Origin of the sequence: Kribbella sp. NPDC023855, from assembly GCF_040639475.1 — a bacterium.
Classification (GTDB): Bacteria; Actinomycetota; Actinomycetes; order Propionibacteriales; family Kribbellaceae; genus Kribbella.
In genome coordinates, this window is record NZ_JBFAAA010000015.1 from 33550 (window position 1) to 49579 (window position 16030).

Below are 16030 nucleotides of genomic sequence, written 5' to 3' on the forward strand. Positions count from 1 at the left end.
CAGGACCCTAGCGCTGGAGGTGGCGGAGGGCTGCTGTGGTGGGGATGCGCGTCAGGGGACCGAGGAGGGAGGCGTCGCGGAGGGCGGCTCGGGCGGCGAGGTGGCCGCAGGCTCCGTGGACGCCGGGGCCGGGGTGGATCGCTGAGCTGCCCAGGTACAGCCCCGAGACAACCGTCCGAGGACTGCCGAGGCCGATCGTCGGGCGGAAAATGAGTTGCTGGTGCAGCTGGGTGGTGCCGCCGCCCAGCGCTCCCATCCCGAGCGAAGCGTTCGCTTGAACAAAGTCGCTGGGCCGCTGGAGATCACGGTCGACGACCAGCTCCAGGAAGCCCGGCGCGTACCGCTCGATGGCGCGATCCATCCGGCCGGCCAGCTTCTCCGCCGAGGCGTCGTCGGCGATTCCGCGGGGCAGGTGCGCATAGGTCCAGACCGCTTCAGTACCGGCCGGCGATCGCGACGGGTCGGCCTTGCTCGGCTGGCCGATCAGGAGGAAGGGTGCTGTGGGCAACCGTCCGGTATCCAGGTCGGCACCCACATGGACCAGCTCGTCCGCAGTACCGCCGAGGTGGACGACACCGGCGTCGCGGGCCTCCGCGGGTCGCCAAGGGATCGGGCCGCTCAGCTGGTAGTTGAGCTTGACCGTCGGATAGTCCCACTCGAAGTTCTCGAGATCGCGACGGAGTCCCGCCGGAACACTTGCTGGCGGCAACAGTTCGCCGTACAGAGCCTGGGCGGAGACGTCGGCGATGACCGCTCGGCGTACGGAGACCGTCTCGCCGGAGGCAGTCCGTACTGCGGTCACTTTGCCGGCGGCAACGTCAATCGCAGTGATCGGCGTACCGGTGGTCAGCACCGCGCCGGCGTGCTCGGCCCGGTGTACGAGTGCTGATGAGAGAGCGCTCGAGCCGCCTTCTGCCACAGGGAATCCGACGTCCTGAGCGAGCATCGCCAACAGCCAGCCCATCGTTCCGCTGACGCTGCCACTCAGTGGGGCGTCCGCGTGAAAGGCGTTGCCGGCTAAAAGCGCCCGTCCCCGCTCGCCCTCGAAGACCTCCTGCCCCATCCGGTGCATCGGCATCGCCATGAACCGCGCGAATCTGGCCAACTCCCCCGCCGACCCGAGCTTGCGCGCGAGCCGCAGCCCGGGAATGACAGGCGGCCAGGACGTCAGCAACGACTCCAGGAAAGGCCCGCGGATCTTGACGTAGTCCTGGTAGAGCCGCAGCCAGGTGTCGCCGTCTTTCGGATGATCGCGCCCGATCGATGCGGCCGTGTCGGTGGGATCCGGGTGGATCGCGACCGCATCCTCGTCGCCGGGATCGAGCAGATGCGCCAAAGCCAGTGGCGCATGCGCCCAGCGCAGGCCGAACTGCTCCAACTCCAGCGCACGCAGTACCGGTGAGGCGACCCCGAGCGGGTAGTTGGAGCTGAACCGGTCGCTCACCCAGCCGTCGACGGTCGTGGACCGCACCGCACCGCCCAGTTCGTCGGCGGCTTCGAGCACCAGCACGTCCCAGCCCGCGTCGGCGAGCGCGATCGCACTCACCAGCCCGTTGGGCCCGGACCCGATCACCACAGCATCGACCACACGCGGCAGCATGCCCTCGACCTTAGCCGCTCGGCCCCTCGGTCCGGGCACGGCGGGGCCCGGACCAGCCAGTTGTCAGAGGTCGATCTTGGCCATCAGTTCGACGATTTCGCGGGCGCGGCCGAGCATGGCGGGGTCGACCATGCGGCCGTCGGGGAGGACGATCACGCCGCCCTCGGCGAGGCCGGCCTTCTCGACGGCCGCGAGCAGAGCGGCCGCGTCGGCCACCTGGGTAGCCGAGGGGGTGAAGCTCTCGACGATGACCGGCAACTGCCGGGGATGGATCGCCGTACGGCCGACGAAGCCGAGCGTGCGACCTTCCAGGCTGGTCCGGCGCAGGCCTTCCTCGTCGTTCACGTGCGGGTAGACCGACATCATCGGCGCGCCCAGCCCAGCGGCCCGCGAGGCCGACACCAACCGGCCGCGGGCCCACGCCAGCCCTTCCGGTCCGTCGACGCCCAGAGAACTCGACAGATCCGCCTCACCGAGAGCCACGGCCACCACCCGCGGATCCGCGGTCGCGATCTCGAAAGCGCGCTCCAGCCCCAGCGGCGACTCGATCAACGCGGTGATCCTTGCCGAAGGCACCTGGTCGAGCACCTGCCGGATGTCGTCCGCGCTCTCCACCTTCGGCAGCCGCACCCGAGCACCCGGTACTGCGGCCACGGCCGCCAGGTCGTCCTCGATCCATGGCGTCCCCGGTGCGTTCACCCGCACCTCGACCGGCGTCCGGCCGGTGAACGCGGCGATCCACGCGATCGCCCAGCCCCGCGCATCGGCCTTGTCATCGACCGGTACGGCGTCCTCGAGGTCGAACACCACCAGATCCGGGCCGGCGGCAACAGCTTTCGCGAACCGGTCCGGCCGGTTGGCCGGTACATACAGGGCGGTGAGCACCTAGACGACTCCAGCTTCACGCAATGCGGCAAGTTGCTCGGGGGAAACGCCGATCTCGGCCAGCACGGCATCGGTATCGGCTCCGTGCGGCCGGCCCGCCCAGCGGATCGACCCCGGCGACTCCGACAACCGGAACAGCACGTTCTGCATCTGGACCGGCCCGCCGAGCTCCTCGTCGTCCACCTCGACGATCGTGTTCAGCGCGGCGTACTGCGGATCCGTCATGATCCCGCGGATGTCGTGCACCGGTCCGACCGCGGCCTCGGCCTTCTCGAAGGCGAGCATGACCTCGTCCAGGGAGCGCTCCGCGATCCAGCTCCCGACCGCGTCGTCCAACTCGTCGGCGTGCTCGGCACGCTCCCGTCCTGTGCCGAACCACGGCTGCGCGACAAGATCAGGCCGGCCGACCAGCGTGACGACCCGCTCGGCGATGCTCTGCGAGCTGGTCGAGACGGCCACCCAGCGACCGTCGGCGGTCCGGTAGACGTTCCGGGGCGCGTTGTTCGACGAGCGGTTGCCGAGCCGCGGCTGCACATACCCGGTCTGCTGGTACGCCGTGATCTGCCCGCCGAGCATCATCAGGATCGGCTCAATGATGGCCATGTCGATCACCTGCCCGGCACCGGACTGATCCCGCTCTCTCAGCGCAACCAGTACGGCGTACGCCGTGGCGAGCGCGGTGATCCCGTCGGCCAGACCGAACGGCGGAAGCGTCGGCGGCCCGTCGGGCTCACCGGTCACAGCGGCGAAGCCACTCATTGCCTCGGCCAACGAGCCGAACCCGGGACGACTCGACCACGGCCCGACCTGGCCGAACGCGGTCACTCGTGCGATCACCAGCCGCGGGTTCGCTTCGAGCAGCACCTCCGGCCCGAGCCCCCAGCGCTCCAGCGTCCCCGGGCGGAAGTTCTCCACCAGTACGTCGTTCGCGCGCACCAAGTCGAGGAACACGTCCCGACCCTGGGACAGGTCGAGTGTCGCAAGCCGCTTGTTCCGGCCGAGCGTCTTGAACCACAGCCCGACACCGTTCTTGCTGGTCCCGTGGCCCCGCGCGGCGTCCGGCCGCGACGGGTGCTCGATCTTGGTCACGTCCGCGCCGAAGTCGCCGAGGAACGTCGCCGCGAGCGGTCCCGCGAACAGCGTCGCCGCCTCCAGCACCTTCACGCCTTCGAGTGGCGCCGGCCTCATCGCAGTACTCCTATTGTCATCCAGCGCACCGGAAGCCGATGGTCTCCGAGCGATCCAGACCGCCACCGGTGAGCACCAGCTTGAAGCTGACCTCAGGCTCCTGGGGCCCGCCGTCGGCGTACCAGTCCGAGCCCTCGGCAACGTAGTACGAGCCGCCCTTGAGGATGCAGAACCGGCTGCGTCCGTCGCGGTGCTCGCTCTCGGTCAGGTTCCAGACCAGCGGCTCGCCGCGGGTGAACCCGGGCAGACCCGCAGCCACCTGCCACTCGTCCTCGGTCGGCAGCCGGCCACCACGCCAGGCCGCATAGGCACGTGCGTCCGGCAGGTCGACGTACGTCACCGGCTGGTCCTCGGTGCCGGCCACCGGAGCGCCGTCGGCCCAGTGCGCGAGGAACCTGTTCGCCACCTTCGGCTTGTAGCCGGTGGACTTCAGGAATTCCGCGTACTCCGCGTTGGTCACCTCCCGGATCGCCACCGAAACCCCTGGCAGCGTGACCTCGCGGGTCAGCGTCTGGATGTCGTGCAGGCGCGGAGGCAACGGCTTCCACTCCTCCACGTACGGCGCCTGGTCGTACAGCCCCGTCTCGCGCCGCCGGTGCCGAACCGTCAAGGAACGCTCCCCCGCCGGTACTGCGACCGTCTCGCCGATCGTGGCCTGCCCGGACACCTCAGGCACCGCGATCCGCACAGCCGGTGAGGCCGGGAACGTCGAGTCCTTGACGTGCGGGCGCGACATCGTTCCCAGCTTCCGGGCGGTCGCCCGGCAGGTCTGCCCGGCGGTCGCACCGACCCGGACGATCCCGGCTACGCCGCGACCCGGCACGACGAGGTGGACACCGTCGTCGTCAGCGGTGATCGGCACGCCCGACGTCACGTCGTACCAGTCGCCGACCTGGTCCTCGGAGCGCAGTACGACGCCCTCGAAGTCCTCCTCGTCGCGGTTGATCAGGGTCCAGAGCGTGACGTCGGCCAGTTCGAACCGCGACCCGAAGACGCCGTGCTCGCGGGCCTTGTCCGGGATCTCCGGCGTCAGCGGGATCCAGTCGCCACCGATCAGGATGGGAGCGAACGCGCGTTGCGCCGCCACCATCCGGCGCAGCGTCGCCCGGTCACGCGCGTTCCAGCCGACCCAGGCCGAGAACACCGACTCCCAGACCAGAATGCCGACCCCGTTGACCCACGCCGACTGCAGTTCGTCGCTGTGGTCGCGGTTCCACCGGCGGGTGTGGTGCATCATGTGCCGGCGCTCGAACAGGTGCGCCCGCAGTACGCCGGGCGCCCGGGTGTCGGCGAACCACTGCGCCCAGGACAGCGCGTGGTCGCTGATCCTTGCCAACGGCAACCGTGACTCGCCTTCCAGGGCGAGCGCCGGATTGGCCCGGCGCAACGGTCGGGTGAACGACGGGTCCGCCTCCTTCAGCGTGTCAAGGAAGACTCCGTCGACGGAATAATCGGCAATCAGGGCAGCGAATTCGTCCCCGTCCGGCCGCACGGCGCGACGGGTGCCGACGTCCCACGGGTTGTAGTCGAAGAACACCTTCAGACCGAGGTCGTGGAGGTCGGCAATCAGTTCCTTCAGCCCGGGCACGTCACGGTAGAAGTCGAACTGGTTGCGCGAGTCGAGCCCGATCACCGGGTAGGCGTGCCACAGCACCACCGCGTCGTACCCACCGAAGTCGTCGATGCCGTGCTGGACGAACTTCTCCGGGGTGAAGACACCGGCGTCGACGTCGTACAGCTGGTCGTCCCACAGCCAGACCAGCGCCACCGAGTACGCCGTCTGGGTCCACTCGCGCCCGGGCACCTCGTAGTGCGAGCCGCCGTCGTACGCCGTCCGGTCGTAGGCGCCCATCAGCCACTCGGCCAGCTTGCCGCGCCAGCGCGGGAGGTCGGTCGGGTCGTCCGGGGCGCCGAGGATCTTGGCATCGTCGAGGGAGGCGAGATCAGCCCGCAGGCCGAGGTCGACCTTCGCGGGCTGGTCGATCCGCCGGGGCTCGAGGGGGTTCACAGGTATACCTCCGCAAGGCGCGCGTCGATGACATCCCCGTGCGGCACCGAGGGGATCGCCCCCGCGGTTTTAACGCTCAATGAAGCAGCAACGTTAGCGCGTCGGACCGCATTCGTCAGGTCGCGGGCGGTAGTTGATCCGGCAGCGAGCGTGGCGGCGAGCACTCCGCAGAAGGTGTCCCCCGCGGCGGTGGTGTCCACCACCTCCACCGACACGCCCGGGACACGAATTTCCGCGGCATCCCGGGAAAGAATCAGAGCGCCTTCCGCGCCCAGCGTCACCACCGCGGCCGGCACCCGATCGAGCAGCGCGGCGAACTCCGCGCCGGCCACCGCCTCGGCCTCCGTCTCGTTCACCACCAGCAGGTCGACGTGGGCGAGCAGCTCGTCGGAGAGCTCGGCGGCCGGGGCGGCGTTGAGGATGAAGTACGCGCTCGCCTCGGCTGCCGCCTGGACCGTGCCGAACGGGATCTCGAGCTGGGCGAGCACGATCTTCGCCTGACCGACCGCTGCCAGTGCCTCGGCCGAGAGCTTCAGGTCGGCGTTGGCCGAGGGAGCGACAACGATCGAGTTCTCCCCGTCGGCGGCGACCGTGATGATCGCAGTACCGGTCGGGCTGGCTGACGTCGAAACGAGTGAGTGGTCTACTCCAGACTCGCCGAGGACGTCTCGAAGCATCGCACCGCCGTCGTCCGCGCCGAGGGAGGCGACGAAGGCGGTCGAGGCGCCGGCTCGGGCCGCCGCGACGGCCTGGTTGGCGCCCTTGCCGCCGGGGCCGCGGGTGAGTCCGCTCGCCAGCAGCGTCTCGCCCGGTCGTGGGATCCGCGGGACCGCCAGCACCAGGTCCACGTTCGCGCTGCCCACGACTACGACCTCAGCCACGCGTTGCCCCTTCAACCGTCGTTGCCCTCTCAATCTCCGCTGGAGGCGTCGGTGTTACGCCTCGAGCGGCTACCGTCCGGGCGGCCAGCTCGTCGATCGCCACCTGGTTCATCCCCGGCAGGCTCGTCGCCAGCCGGTTGTCCAGTGGTCCGGCCCACTCTGCCGGAACCCCGTACACAGCGCCAAGCACGGCACCCACGGTGGCACCGGCCGAATCGGTGTCCCAGCCGCCCATCACCGCGCGGCCGATCCCGGTGGTGAAGTCCGGCGCCGTCAGCGCGTATGCGATGAGTGCGGAGTTGTTCACCGAGTGCACCCAATGCAGATGCCCGTACTGCGTGTGCAAAGCGTCGAGAGCGTCATCCAGCGGCACCTCGGCCAGCGCCAGGCCGAACCTCACCGCCTTGGCCAGCTCGCCCTCGGGGTTGATCGCTTCCAGCCCGGCTTCGGCGACCGCTACGGGGTCGTCGAGAACCATCGCGGCAGCCGACATCGCGGCCACCCAGATCGCGCCATCAACCCCTGCTCCGGTGTGGCTCAGCCGCGCGTCGGCCAGCGCGAGTTTGGCGGCGGCGCTCCGGTCGCCGGGGTTCACCCAGCCGTACACGTCGGTGCGGATCTGCGCTCCGATCCACTCCCGGAACGGATTGCGTACTAAGGCTGCCCGCAACGGATCGACCCCGTCGAGCAGATTCCGATAGGCGACCCGCTCAGCCGTGAACACCCGCCCGGCCGGCAAGTCGCTCAACCAAGCCAACGCCACATCCTCCGTGGTCAGCCCGTCCCCGTGCTTCTCCACCAGCTGCAACGCCAGAATCGCAAAATTCAGATCATCATCCTCAGGCATCCCATCAATGACTTCCCTGAGGCTGGTCGGCTGGGACCTCCTGTTCCAAGGCCACCTCGCGAGCACCTCCACAGGCACCCCAACAGCACTCACGTACCGCTCGAGTGGCCACTGCCCAGAACTCTGCAAAATCTCCCGAATCCCCTCCCGAGGAACCTTCTCAACCGGCTTCCCCAACAAACACCCAGCAGCCCGCCCAACCCACGCGTTCAGCACCCGCTCGTCCACCCCGCTCGCCGGCTCCGCCGGCTCGCGGTCGGTCGATGAGAGGCGCTGAGCCGCAACACTGCCGACACCAGCGAAGCTGGTGGAGCCCGCGGCCTCGGCGACAACCTCGCCCCCGCCCTGCGCTCCGGCTTCTCTCGCACCAGCAGGCGCGCGCTGCGCGCTGCGCAGTAGCGCGAGCGTCGGGATCGTCGGGGCGACCCACTCGACGGCTCGCCGGTCGAGCTCCTCCAGGAGCTCGCGGGCGAGGGCTCGCAGTTCCGGCGGAGCCGGCTTGTCCGAGGCGCCCGAGGCCGGGGCGGTTGTCGTACCGCCTGCGTCTTGCCAGCGTTGGGCGATGTCTGAGACGTCAACTCCTTCGGAAGTCGACTGGACCAATTGGTGTGGGAGCAGGTCCTCCGGTTGCACCCAGGTCATTCTCATCGCGACAGTCTCTCCAACGTTGCACTCCGGTGCGCGAATCGCCGCGCGTCGGCTTCGTGCAATTCCAGCGCGACCGACGCCATCACCCGACCCGGGGCCTCCAGATCCGTCTTGCTCGCCTCCGCGATCACCGTGGCCCACTCCCCCGGTACGCCGTCCGCGCCGCTCAGCGCACCCGTGATCGCCCCCGCCATCGACGCGATCGAGTCCGCATCGCGCCCGTAGTTCGTGCCGCCCAGCACGGCCTCCCGGACATTCCCGCCCGACACCAGCACGAACCCCAACGCGACCGGCAACTCCTCGATCGCCTTCGTCCGGCTCGGCCGGCGGGCGTCGAGCGACTGGTTCCGGTACTCCGGCCCGACCGTGTCGAAGGGCTCCACCGCCTTCCGCAGTACCGGGATCGCCGACTCCCAATCCGTCAGCCCGTCAGCCGCCGCAGCCACCGCCTCGACGGCCGACCGCGTCCCGTCCTTCGCCAATTCAAGCGCAGCCGCAACGGCCGACGAAGCCGTTGCCCCCGGCATCATCGCGGCCGCGACGGCTGCCGCGAACACCCCAGCGGCCTCACGCCCGTAACTCGACTGATGCGCCCCGGCCAGGTCGATCGCCTCGGCATAGGCGCCGGCGGGATCACCGGCGTTGGCGATCCCGACCGGCGCCACGTACATCGCCGCACCACAGTTCACGATGTTCCCGACGCCCGCCTCGCGCGGATCGTTGTGCCCGTAGTGCAACCGCGCGACCAGCCACTTCTCGGCCAGGAAGACGCGCTGCAGCAACAACGCCTCGGTCTCCAGCTCGGGGATCCAGCGCTTCTCGGTCAGCAACTTCGGTACCAGCGACTCCGCGATCGCGTACGCGTCCAGGTGCGCGCGGCGTTCGTCGTACACCTCGACCAGCGCGTGCGTCATCAACGTGTCGTCGGTGATGTGCCCGTCGCCCTTGTGGTACGGCGCGATCGGGCGCGCGGTGCGCCACTCGTCGTACCACGGACCGACGATGCCGGTCACCCAGCCGCCGTGCCGTTCCCGGATCGCCTCCGGGGTCCAGCCCTCGACGGCCCCGCCGATCGCGTCACCGACCGCGGAGCCGACCAGCGCCCCTACCGACCTCTGCTCCAGTGCCGACATCAGGAGTTGACCTGCCCCCAACCATCGTTCAGCTTCTTGCCCAGCGTGGCCAGATCGATCTTGTTCGCCAGGAACTCCTGCAGCGCCGGGGTGGCGATCTGGTCCTTCCACTTCGGGTAGTTCTCGACGCTCTGGAACGGCGCCTTGGTGAGCTCCTCGCCGCTGGCCAGCGTCTGGGTCCAGCCGTTCTTGCCGCCGGTCTGCTTCGCGATCACGTCCCGCGCCGCCTTCGTGGTCGGGATCAGCCAGTCACCCTGACCGACCGCGGCCAGGTTCTCGGCCTTCATGTAGTAGTCGATGAACTGCGCGGCTTGCTTGACGTGCTTGCCCTCGGCCGGCACGGACAGCGTCTGCGGGTTCGCGGCCTGCTTCTCCGACGTACCCTTCAGCGGCGGCAGCACCTCCCACTGGAAGCCCTTCGGCGCCTGCTCCAGGATCTGCTGCGCGGCGTAGTTGCCACCGACAACCATCGCGTACTTGCCACCGAAGAAGCCCGGCAGTACGTCGGAACCGCTCTGGGTCAGCGAGGTCGGGTCGATCGACTTGTCGGTGTAGGCCATCGCGTGGATCCGCTTCGGCACCTCCAGCTCCGCGTCACCGATCTTCGCCTTGGCATCGCGGCCGGTGCCCTCGAAGAACGCGCCGTCGAAGTTCATCCCGAGGTTGAGCACGGTCGCGGTCGGGCTCTTCAGACCCCAGCCGAGCCCGTACTTGCCACCCGCGGTGAGCTTCTTCGCGTTCGCCTGCAGGTCGTCCCAGCTGAGCGAGTCGCCGGTGGTCGCGATACCGGCCTGCTTGAGCGCGGCGGAGTTGCCGAACACGACGTACGACTGCAGCAGGGTCGGCGCAGCGAACACCTTGCCGTCCTTGGAGACCGTCTCCCACACCCCCGGCGAGACGGCGTCCTTCGTTTCCTGACTCAGGTACTGCGACAGGTCGGCGAGGTACCCCTGGTTCGCGAACCCTGTGATGTCGGCCGACTCGTCCTGGATGACATCGGGCGCCGTACCACCCTGGAACTGGGTGACGAGCTGGTCGTGCACGGAGTCCCAGCTGCCCTGGACGTACTCGACCTGGATGTTCGGGTTCGCCGCGTTCCAGTCCGCGACGATCTTCTTGGTCGCGGCGACGGTGCTCTTCTGGAAGGCGAGACTCTGGAACTTCAGCGTCACCTTCTCGGTCGATCCACCGTCACCAGAACCGCTGTCGTCGTTGCCACCACAGGCCGCGAGCGTCACCAGAGCACTCGCCGCGAGCAGCGCGGTCATTGCTTTCTTCATTGCATCTCCTCAGCCATTGTTCCCCCGCATTTCTTTTCTTTTGGTCTTTCAGCCTTTGACGGCGCCGGACAGGAGGCCGGAGGTCAACCGGCGTTGCAGGAAGGCGAAGAACACCAGGCTCGGCACGGTGGCCAGGACGGACGCTGCTGCGAGCGGCCCGAACTGGACCTGCCCCTCGGCACCGACGAAGCGGGCCAGGACCAGCGGCAGCGTCTTCAGTTCCGGGTCCTGCAGCAGGACCAGGGCGAAGAAGAACTCGTTCCACGCCGAGATGAAGGTGAACATCGCGGTCGCGATCAGCCCCGGCCGCAGCAACGGCATCACGATCGACACGATGGTGCGGACCCGGCTCGCGCCGTCGACCGACGCGGCCTCCTCCAGCTCGCGCGGTACGGCTGCGACGTACCCCTGCAGCATCCACAGGGCGAACGGCATCGACCAGACCATGTAGACGATCACCACGCCGGGGATCGTGTTGGTCAGGTGCAGTGGCCGCAGAATCATGAACAGCGGGATCACGATCAGGATCACCGGGAACACCTGGCTGACCAGGATCCAGCCGTTGGTGAGCGGCCGCAACCGGCTGCGGAACCGCGCCAGCGCGTACGCCACCGGTAGCGAGACGACCAGCACGAGCACCGTCGACGCCACCGAGATCTGCAGGCTGTTCCACATCGAGCGGACCAGTCCCTGCTCCTCCAGCGCGTCGGTGAAGTTCGACAGGTTCGGGTGCTTGGGCAGGATCGACGGGGTCATGCTGGCGAACTCCTGCGGCGACTTCAGCGAGCTGGAGATCAGCCAGAGCAGGGGGAACCCGAGAAACACCAGGTAACAGATCACGGCCACGTACTGCGCGGCGCGCGCCGCTGGACTCGTTCCTAGCCGGCGCCGCTTCATGCCTGGCTCCTCAACCGGTTCCGCAGGTAGAAGGCGAGGAACACGATGATGATCACGACCATCACATCGCCCATCGCGGCCGCCATCCCGAAGTTGCCGTACCGGAACGCTTCGTTGTAGGCGAACAGCATCGGCAGCATCGTCTTGCCGCCCGGGCCGCCCGCGGTCAGCACGTAGACCAGGCCGAACGAGTTGAAGTTCCAGATCATGTCCAGACTCGTGATCGCGACGATCACCGTCTTGAGCTGCGGCAGCGTGACGTTCCAGAACTGCGACCAGGCGCCGGCCCCGTCGACGGCGGCCGCCTCGTACAGGGACCGGTCGATGCTCTGCAGACCGGCCAGCAGGGTCACGGTCGTCATCGGCATGCCGACCCAGATGCCGACCACGATCACCGCCGGCAACGCAGTACTGAAGTCGCCGAGGAAGTTGATCGGGTGGTCGGTCAGGTGCAGCTTCTGCAGGATCTCGTTGACCGGGCCGTTGGTCGGGTGCAGCAGCAGCCGCCACATGATCGCGACGACCACCGGCGGCATCGCCCACGGGATCAGCGCGAGTGTTCGCGCGACGCCGCGGAAGCGCAGGTTGGTGTTCAGCAGCAGGGCCAGGCCGAGCGCGGCGACGAACTGCAGGATGGTCACCGAGAGCGTCCAGATCAGGCCGATCTTGAACGAGTCCCAGAACAGGTCGTTCTGCAGCAGCTTGCCGAAGTTGCCGAACCCGATGAAATTGGTGTCGACGTTGAGGCCGGCCCGGGCGTCGGTGAAGCCGAGCGCGATCCCGCGGACGAGCGGGTAGACGCTCAGCAGGAGGACGGGAAGCAACGCGGGCAGGAACAGAAAGATCGCCTCTCTGTTCTGTTTCGGCCGGGCCTTCTGGGGGTCCTTCTTGGGCGTCGCCGTCAGGGTCGCCGCGCTCATGGCGTCGACCTCCGCACACTCAGCGTCGGCTGAACGACGATCCGCCGTGGCGTTCGGGTGCTGTCCTCGATCCTTGCCAGCAGCAACTCAGCGGCCCGCCGTCCCCGCTCGGCCGACCCGAGGTTCACACTCGTCAACGGCGGAAACGACTGCTCGGCCAGCTCGCTGTCGTCCATCCCGATCACCGCAACATCCGCCGGTACTGCGAGGTCGCGCGCCGCCAGCTCATGCATGATGCCCACGGCAAGCAAGTCGTTGGCGGCGATCACCGCATCTGGGGCCGCACTCTTGCCGGTGGCTCCCCCGTTGCCACCGGCAAGAGTGTCGAGCAGCTCGCGGCCGGCCTCGCGACCAGCAGCGAACGTGAAGTCGACCGCCTCGACCGCAGCCACGGGCTTGAGCTTGTTCGCCTTCATCGCGTCGGCGAAACCCTTCGCCCGTGCGGCACCGGGCACGGTGTCGACCGGACCGTTCACGAACGCGATCCGCCGACGACCCTTCGCCAGCAGGTGCTCGACCGCCAGCCGCATCCCCTTCGGAGAGTTGGCCCGCACCGTGTCGACCCCAGCAGAAGCCGGCACGTTACCGGCGACCACCACCGGTACCTCGCACTCACGGATCGACTTGATCAAGTCGTCGTCCACCCGCAGCGGGCTGATCACCAGCCCGTCGGCGTACCCGCGCGCCATCCCCCGAACCAGCGCGACCTCGTCGACGACATCCGGCCCGGTGGTGGTCACCACCAGCCGATACCCCGCGGCAGAGACGACTTCCTCCACCGCCCGCATCATCGTCACGTAGACCGGGTTACCGACATCGGCCACCGCCAGCGTCAGCTGAAACGTCCGCCCCACCTTGAGCGACCGAGCCCGCGAATCAGGCACGTACCCCAGCTCCTGAACCGCCCGCTGCACCCGCTCGACCATCTCCTCGGTCGCCGGCAGCCCGTTCAGCACCCGCGACACAGAAGCCACCGAAACCCCAGCAGCCCGCGCCACCCCCGCCACCGTCGGCCGACTCACACAGCCTCCTGTAATCGTTCTTGTAATCGTTTACAAGGACGACAGTAGAACTCTGCCCGGGCCACCGTCAACACCTGACCACCCGGTCAGCTGGACCACCCACGCAGCGCCTGCGTGGGTAGCCGGCCGGCTACTCTTCCTGGTCGTCGGCGCCTGGGCGTTCGGCCCAGGGGGTTTCTTTAGCGGGGCGGACGACGATGAGTTTGTCGCCGGCGGCTAGGACGGAGACCGAGGAGTCGTAGTACCGGTGGACTCGGCCGTCGCGGACGACGGAGACCACTCGGTCGGGGACCGAGGACGGGGCCTTGCCGACCTCGCGGCCGAGGACTGGGCGTTCGGCGACCTCGAGGCCCTCGCCATACGTCAGCAGGTCCTCCATCACCTCGCCGAGGTTCGGGCTGACGGCGGACAGGCCGAGCAGCCGGCCGACTGCTTCGGACGAGGTGACGACCGCGTCGGCGCCGCTCTGCCGGAGCAGGGGGACGTTGTCCTCCTCGCGGACCGCGACGACGATGTGCGCGTTCGGGTTGAGCTGCCGGACGGCCAGCGTGACGAGCACCGCCGAGTCGTCGCGGTCGGTGGTGACGATCACCTCGCGGGCGGTCATCACCTCCGCGCGGCGCAGTACGGTGCGGTTGGTCGCGTCGCCGTGGAAGGCGGCCATCTGATCGTTGCCTGCGTCACCGATCGCCTGGGCCCGCGGGTCGATCACGACGATGTCGTCGCGCTTGACGCCGTTGCTGAGCAGGGTCTGTACCGCCGACCGGCCCTTGGTGCCGTAGCCGACTACCACCACGTGGTCCTTCATGCGCTTCCTCCATCGTGAGTCGCGCATGATGCGGCGACCTTCGTTCGCCAGGACTTCCAGTGTCGTGCCGACCAGCACCACCAGGAAGGAGATCCGCAGCGGTGTGACGATGAAGGCGTTCACCAGCCGGGCCGTCGGCGTCACCGGGGTGATGTCGCCGTAGCCGGTCGTGGTGAGCGTGACGGTCGCGTAGTAGATGCTGTCGATCAGTCCGACTTCGCCGTCGTAGGTGTCCTTGTAGCCGTCCCGGTCGACGACCACGATGAGCACCATCAGCGTCAGGAGTCCCAGCGCGATCAGCAGCCGCCGGGACAACTCCACCACCGGCGAGCGGGTGCTCGCAGGCAGGTTGACGAGAAGGCCGTGCGGGTTACGACCGGGCAGGGATGGCACGCGTCTGACGATAGGGCACTGACGGCCGATCCACCGCATGCGACAGGCTCTGATCGGACAGGGCGACCGTCACCATCAGGTGACTTGTGTCCTGCACCACCCTGGTCCGCATCCGCAGCCCCTCGACCGTCCGCAGCATCGCGGTGTTCTCCGGCTGGACCATGCACACAACCCGATCGGCACCGAGCTCCTTGGCCTCCTGGATCACCCTGCGCAGCAGCTGCGAACCCAGGCCGTGCCGCTGCCAGCCGTCCTCGACCAGTACTGCGATCTCCATCGCGGAACCGCCCAGCTCGTCCCAGGGAGCAGCAGTAGCCATCCCTACGACGGCATCACCGGCTGCCGCGACGATAGAGATGCCACCGGCCGGCGCCGACAGGTGACGCGCAGTACGGGCGGTGAGCTTGGGCATGGGGACGTGGTAGCGCCTGGTGCGGCTCTCGTACGAGCACCGGTCGTGCATGGCGACTACTGCTTCAGCATCCTCGACAGTGGCCTTGCGCAACTCCGGTACTGCGCTGCCAGGCCGCGGCGGCTCCTGTACCGGCGCCAGCTCCCGCCCGGCCAGGCGACCAGCGATCTCGACCAGTACGTCGGCCCGCGCCCACTCGGCGGGCGTGTACTCGTCGAACCCCTGGAGGCTCTCCAGTTCCTCGTCCACGGCCAGCGGGTCGTCGATCAGTCGCAGTACTGCGCGCAGGTAGCGGGTCGGGCCGTCGTGGAGTACGTCGGCCTGACACGGGCGGACCGTAGTACGGGTGCAGCCGGCCTCGGCGACCAGCGCGGTGAGGTCCTGCGCGGTCCAGCCGACGCCGGTGGAGACCACGAGTTCGTCGACAGCGCCGGACTCGGCGGTGAAGACCTCCAGGCTCAGAATGTTGATGTCGTCCGCACCACAGCGTGCGGCGAGCTCGGCCAGCGCGCCGGGCCGGTCGGCGAGTTCGGTCCTGATCTTCCAGAGCATGGGTGGCCCTCCCTCGTGGAAACGTGCTTCCACTGTGCGTGGGAGGTGTTGCCACCCCGGGTCGTGAGTGTTACGCCGAGGTCAAACCCTCCGCCCAGGCCCACGACCGGCCAGGCCGGGCTGGTTGCGGTGCCGCGGCCGGGCTACTTGCGGCGTCGTACCCGCGGCAGCCGCTCAGTGAGCTTGGGCTTGCTGGCCGCCAGCACGACCGCGCTCTCCCGGCGATCCAGGTCGGCGTGCCGCAGCAGCTCCGGGTACGTCGACTGCGCCACCGGCGGGTAGGTGGTGACGATCGCGTCGCCGCTGAAGACGAAGAAGACCGCCTGCCCGTCCTTGATCACCTTGAGCAGCGACCCGTCCCGCACGGTCAGCGCGTGCTCGATCGCCTTCTTCCGCGCGTTCCGCTTCGCCAGGGCCGCCTGCAGCGCCTGCTGCGCCGGTTCCCGCCCGTGCTTGACCGCCTCGAACGCCATCGGCCCATACCGCACGCCGTACTTCACCACGCTCTTGGCCAACCGCCCACGTCCACCCGCCATACCCCGACTGTACCGACCCA

At 68.6% G+C, this 16030-nt stretch carries 14 protein-coding genes; all 14 read right to left on the reverse strand.

All coding sequences use genetic code 11. The features are described from left to right. Positions 1–7 precede the first annotated feature (7 nt). The 14 genes from AB0F51_RS34885 to AB0F51_RS34950 all read right to left on the reverse strand — a co-directional run bounded on the left by AB0F51_RS34885 (position 8) and on the right by AB0F51_RS34950 (position 16010). The gene (locus tag AB0F51_RS34885; protein WP_360287102.1) at positions 8–1600 is read right to left on the reverse strand and encodes an NAD(P)/FAD-dependent oxidoreductase; all 1593 of its coding nucleotides are present in this window, start codon (positions 1598–1600) and stop codon (positions 8–10) included. Positions 1601–1663: 63 nt separating this feature from the next. Next, complete coding sequence (locus AB0F51_RS34890) at positions 1664–2485, reverse strand: CoA ester lyase (RefSeq protein ID WP_360287105.1); 822 nt, start codon at positions 2483–2485, stop codon at positions 1664–1666. Beyond that, positions 2486–3673: a CoA transferase gene (locus tag AB0F51_RS34895; protein ID WP_360287108.1), complete on the reverse strand. Its 1188-nt coding sequence runs from the start codon at positions 3671–3673 to the stop codon at positions 2486–2488. A gap of 16 nt (positions 3674–3689) precedes the next feature. Continuing rightward, positions 3690–5681 (reverse strand): SUMF1/EgtB/PvdO family nonheme iron enzyme, encoded by a 1992-nt coding sequence (locus AB0F51_RS34900; RefSeq protein ID WP_360287111.1) that lies wholly within the window; start codon positions 5679–5681, stop codon positions 3690–3692. Beyond that, positions 5678–6562, reverse strand: coding sequence for a ribokinase (locus AB0F51_RS34905; RefSeq protein ID WP_360287114.1), 885 nt, complete (start codon positions 6560–6562; stop codon positions 5678–5680). The genes AB0F51_RS34900 and AB0F51_RS34905 overlap by 4 nt, the downstream gene beginning before the upstream one ends. Further along, positions 6555–8057 (reverse strand): ADP-ribosylglycohydrolase family protein, encoded by a 1503-nt coding sequence (locus AB0F51_RS34910; RefSeq protein ID WP_360287117.1) that lies wholly within the window; start codon positions 8055–8057, stop codon positions 6555–6557. The genes AB0F51_RS34905 and AB0F51_RS34910 overlap by 8 nt, the downstream gene beginning before the upstream one ends. Then, positions 8054–9190 (reverse strand): ADP-ribosylglycohydrolase family protein, encoded by a 1137-nt coding sequence (locus AB0F51_RS34915; RefSeq protein WP_360287120.1) that lies wholly within the window; start codon positions 9188–9190, stop codon positions 8054–8056. Before AB0F51_RS34915 ends, AB0F51_RS34910 begins: the two co-directional genes overlap by 4 nt. Then, positions 9190–10470 (reverse strand): extracellular solute-binding protein, encoded by a 1281-nt coding sequence (locus AB0F51_RS34920; RefSeq protein ID WP_360287123.1) that lies wholly within the window; start codon positions 10468–10470, stop codon positions 9190–9192. Before AB0F51_RS34920 ends, AB0F51_RS34915 begins: the two co-directional genes overlap by 1 nt. Positions 10471–10518: 48 nt before the next feature. Continuing rightward, a complete protein-coding gene (locus AB0F51_RS34925) occupies positions 10519–11367 on the reverse strand; it encodes a carbohydrate ABC transporter permease (RefSeq protein ID WP_360287126.1) in 849 nt (282 codons plus the stop codon). Continuing rightward, on the reverse strand, positions 11364–12287 hold the full coding sequence (locus AB0F51_RS34930) for a sugar ABC transporter permease (RefSeq protein WP_360287129.1): 924 nt from the start codon (positions 12285–12287) through the stop codon (positions 11364–11366). The genes AB0F51_RS34925 and AB0F51_RS34930 overlap by 4 nt, the downstream gene beginning before the upstream one ends. Continuing rightward, the gene (locus AB0F51_RS34935) at positions 12284–13309 is read right to left on the reverse strand and encodes a LacI family DNA-binding transcriptional regulator (RefSeq protein WP_360287132.1); all 1026 of its coding nucleotides are present in this window, start codon (positions 13307–13309) and stop codon (positions 12284–12286) included. The genes AB0F51_RS34930 and AB0F51_RS34935 overlap by 4 nt, the downstream gene beginning before the upstream one ends. A 130-nt stretch (positions 13310–13439) precedes the next feature. Then, complete coding sequence (locus tag AB0F51_RS34940; protein ID WP_360287135.1) at positions 13440–14510, reverse strand: potassium channel family protein; 1071 nt, start codon at positions 14508–14510, stop codon at positions 13440–13442. Next, on the reverse strand, positions 14488–15474 hold the full coding sequence (locus AB0F51_RS34945; RefSeq protein WP_360287138.1) for a GNAT family N-acetyltransferase: 987 nt from the start codon (positions 15472–15474) through the stop codon (positions 14488–14490). The genes AB0F51_RS34940 and AB0F51_RS34945 overlap by 23 nt, the downstream gene beginning before the upstream one ends. A 143-nt stretch (positions 15475–15617) precedes the next feature. Beyond that, positions 15618–16010, reverse strand: coding sequence for a hypothetical protein (locus AB0F51_RS34950; protein WP_360287141.1), 393 nt, complete (start codon positions 16008–16010; stop codon positions 15618–15620). Positions 16011–16030 lie beyond the last annotated feature (20 nt).

Excerpts from the sequence above, each read along its gene's own strand:
- AB0F51_RS34945 (WP_360287138.1), bottom strand. The coding sequence starts at position 15,474 with ATGCTCTGGAAGATCAGGACCGAACTCGCCGACCGGCCCGGCGCGCTG.
- AB0F51_RS34910 (WP_360287117.1), bottom strand. The coding sequence starts at position 8,057 with ATGAGAATGACCTGGGTGCAACCGGAGGACCTGCTCCCACACCAATTG.
- AB0F51_RS34915 (WP_360287120.1), bottom strand. The coding sequence starts at position 9,190 with ATGTCGGCACTGGAGCAGAGGTCGGTAGGGGCGCTGGTCGGCTCCGCG.
- AB0F51_RS34930 (WP_360287129.1), bottom strand. The coding sequence starts at position 12,287 with ATGAGCGCGGCGACCCTGACGGCGACGCCCAAGAAGGACCCCCAGAAG.
- AB0F51_RS34885 (WP_360287102.1), bottom strand. The coding sequence starts at position 1,600 with ATGCTGCCGCGTGTGGTCGATGCTGTGGTGATCGGGTCCGGGCCCAAC.
- AB0F51_RS34925 (WP_360287126.1), bottom strand. The coding sequence starts at position 11,367 with ATGAAGCGGCGCCGGCTAGGAACGAGTCCAGCGGCGCGCGCCGCGCAG.
- AB0F51_RS34895 (WP_360287108.1), bottom strand. The coding sequence starts at position 3,673 with ATGAGGCCGGCGCCACTCGAAGGCGTGAAGGTGCTGGAGGCGGCGACG.
- AB0F51_RS34920 (WP_360287123.1), bottom strand. The coding sequence starts at position 10,470 with ATGAAGAAAGCAATGACCGCGCTGCTCGCGGCGAGTGCTCTGGTGACG.
- AB0F51_RS34950 (WP_360287141.1), bottom strand. The coding sequence starts at position 16,010 with ATGGCGGGTGGACGTGGGCGGTTGGCCAAGAGCGTGGTGAAGTACGGC.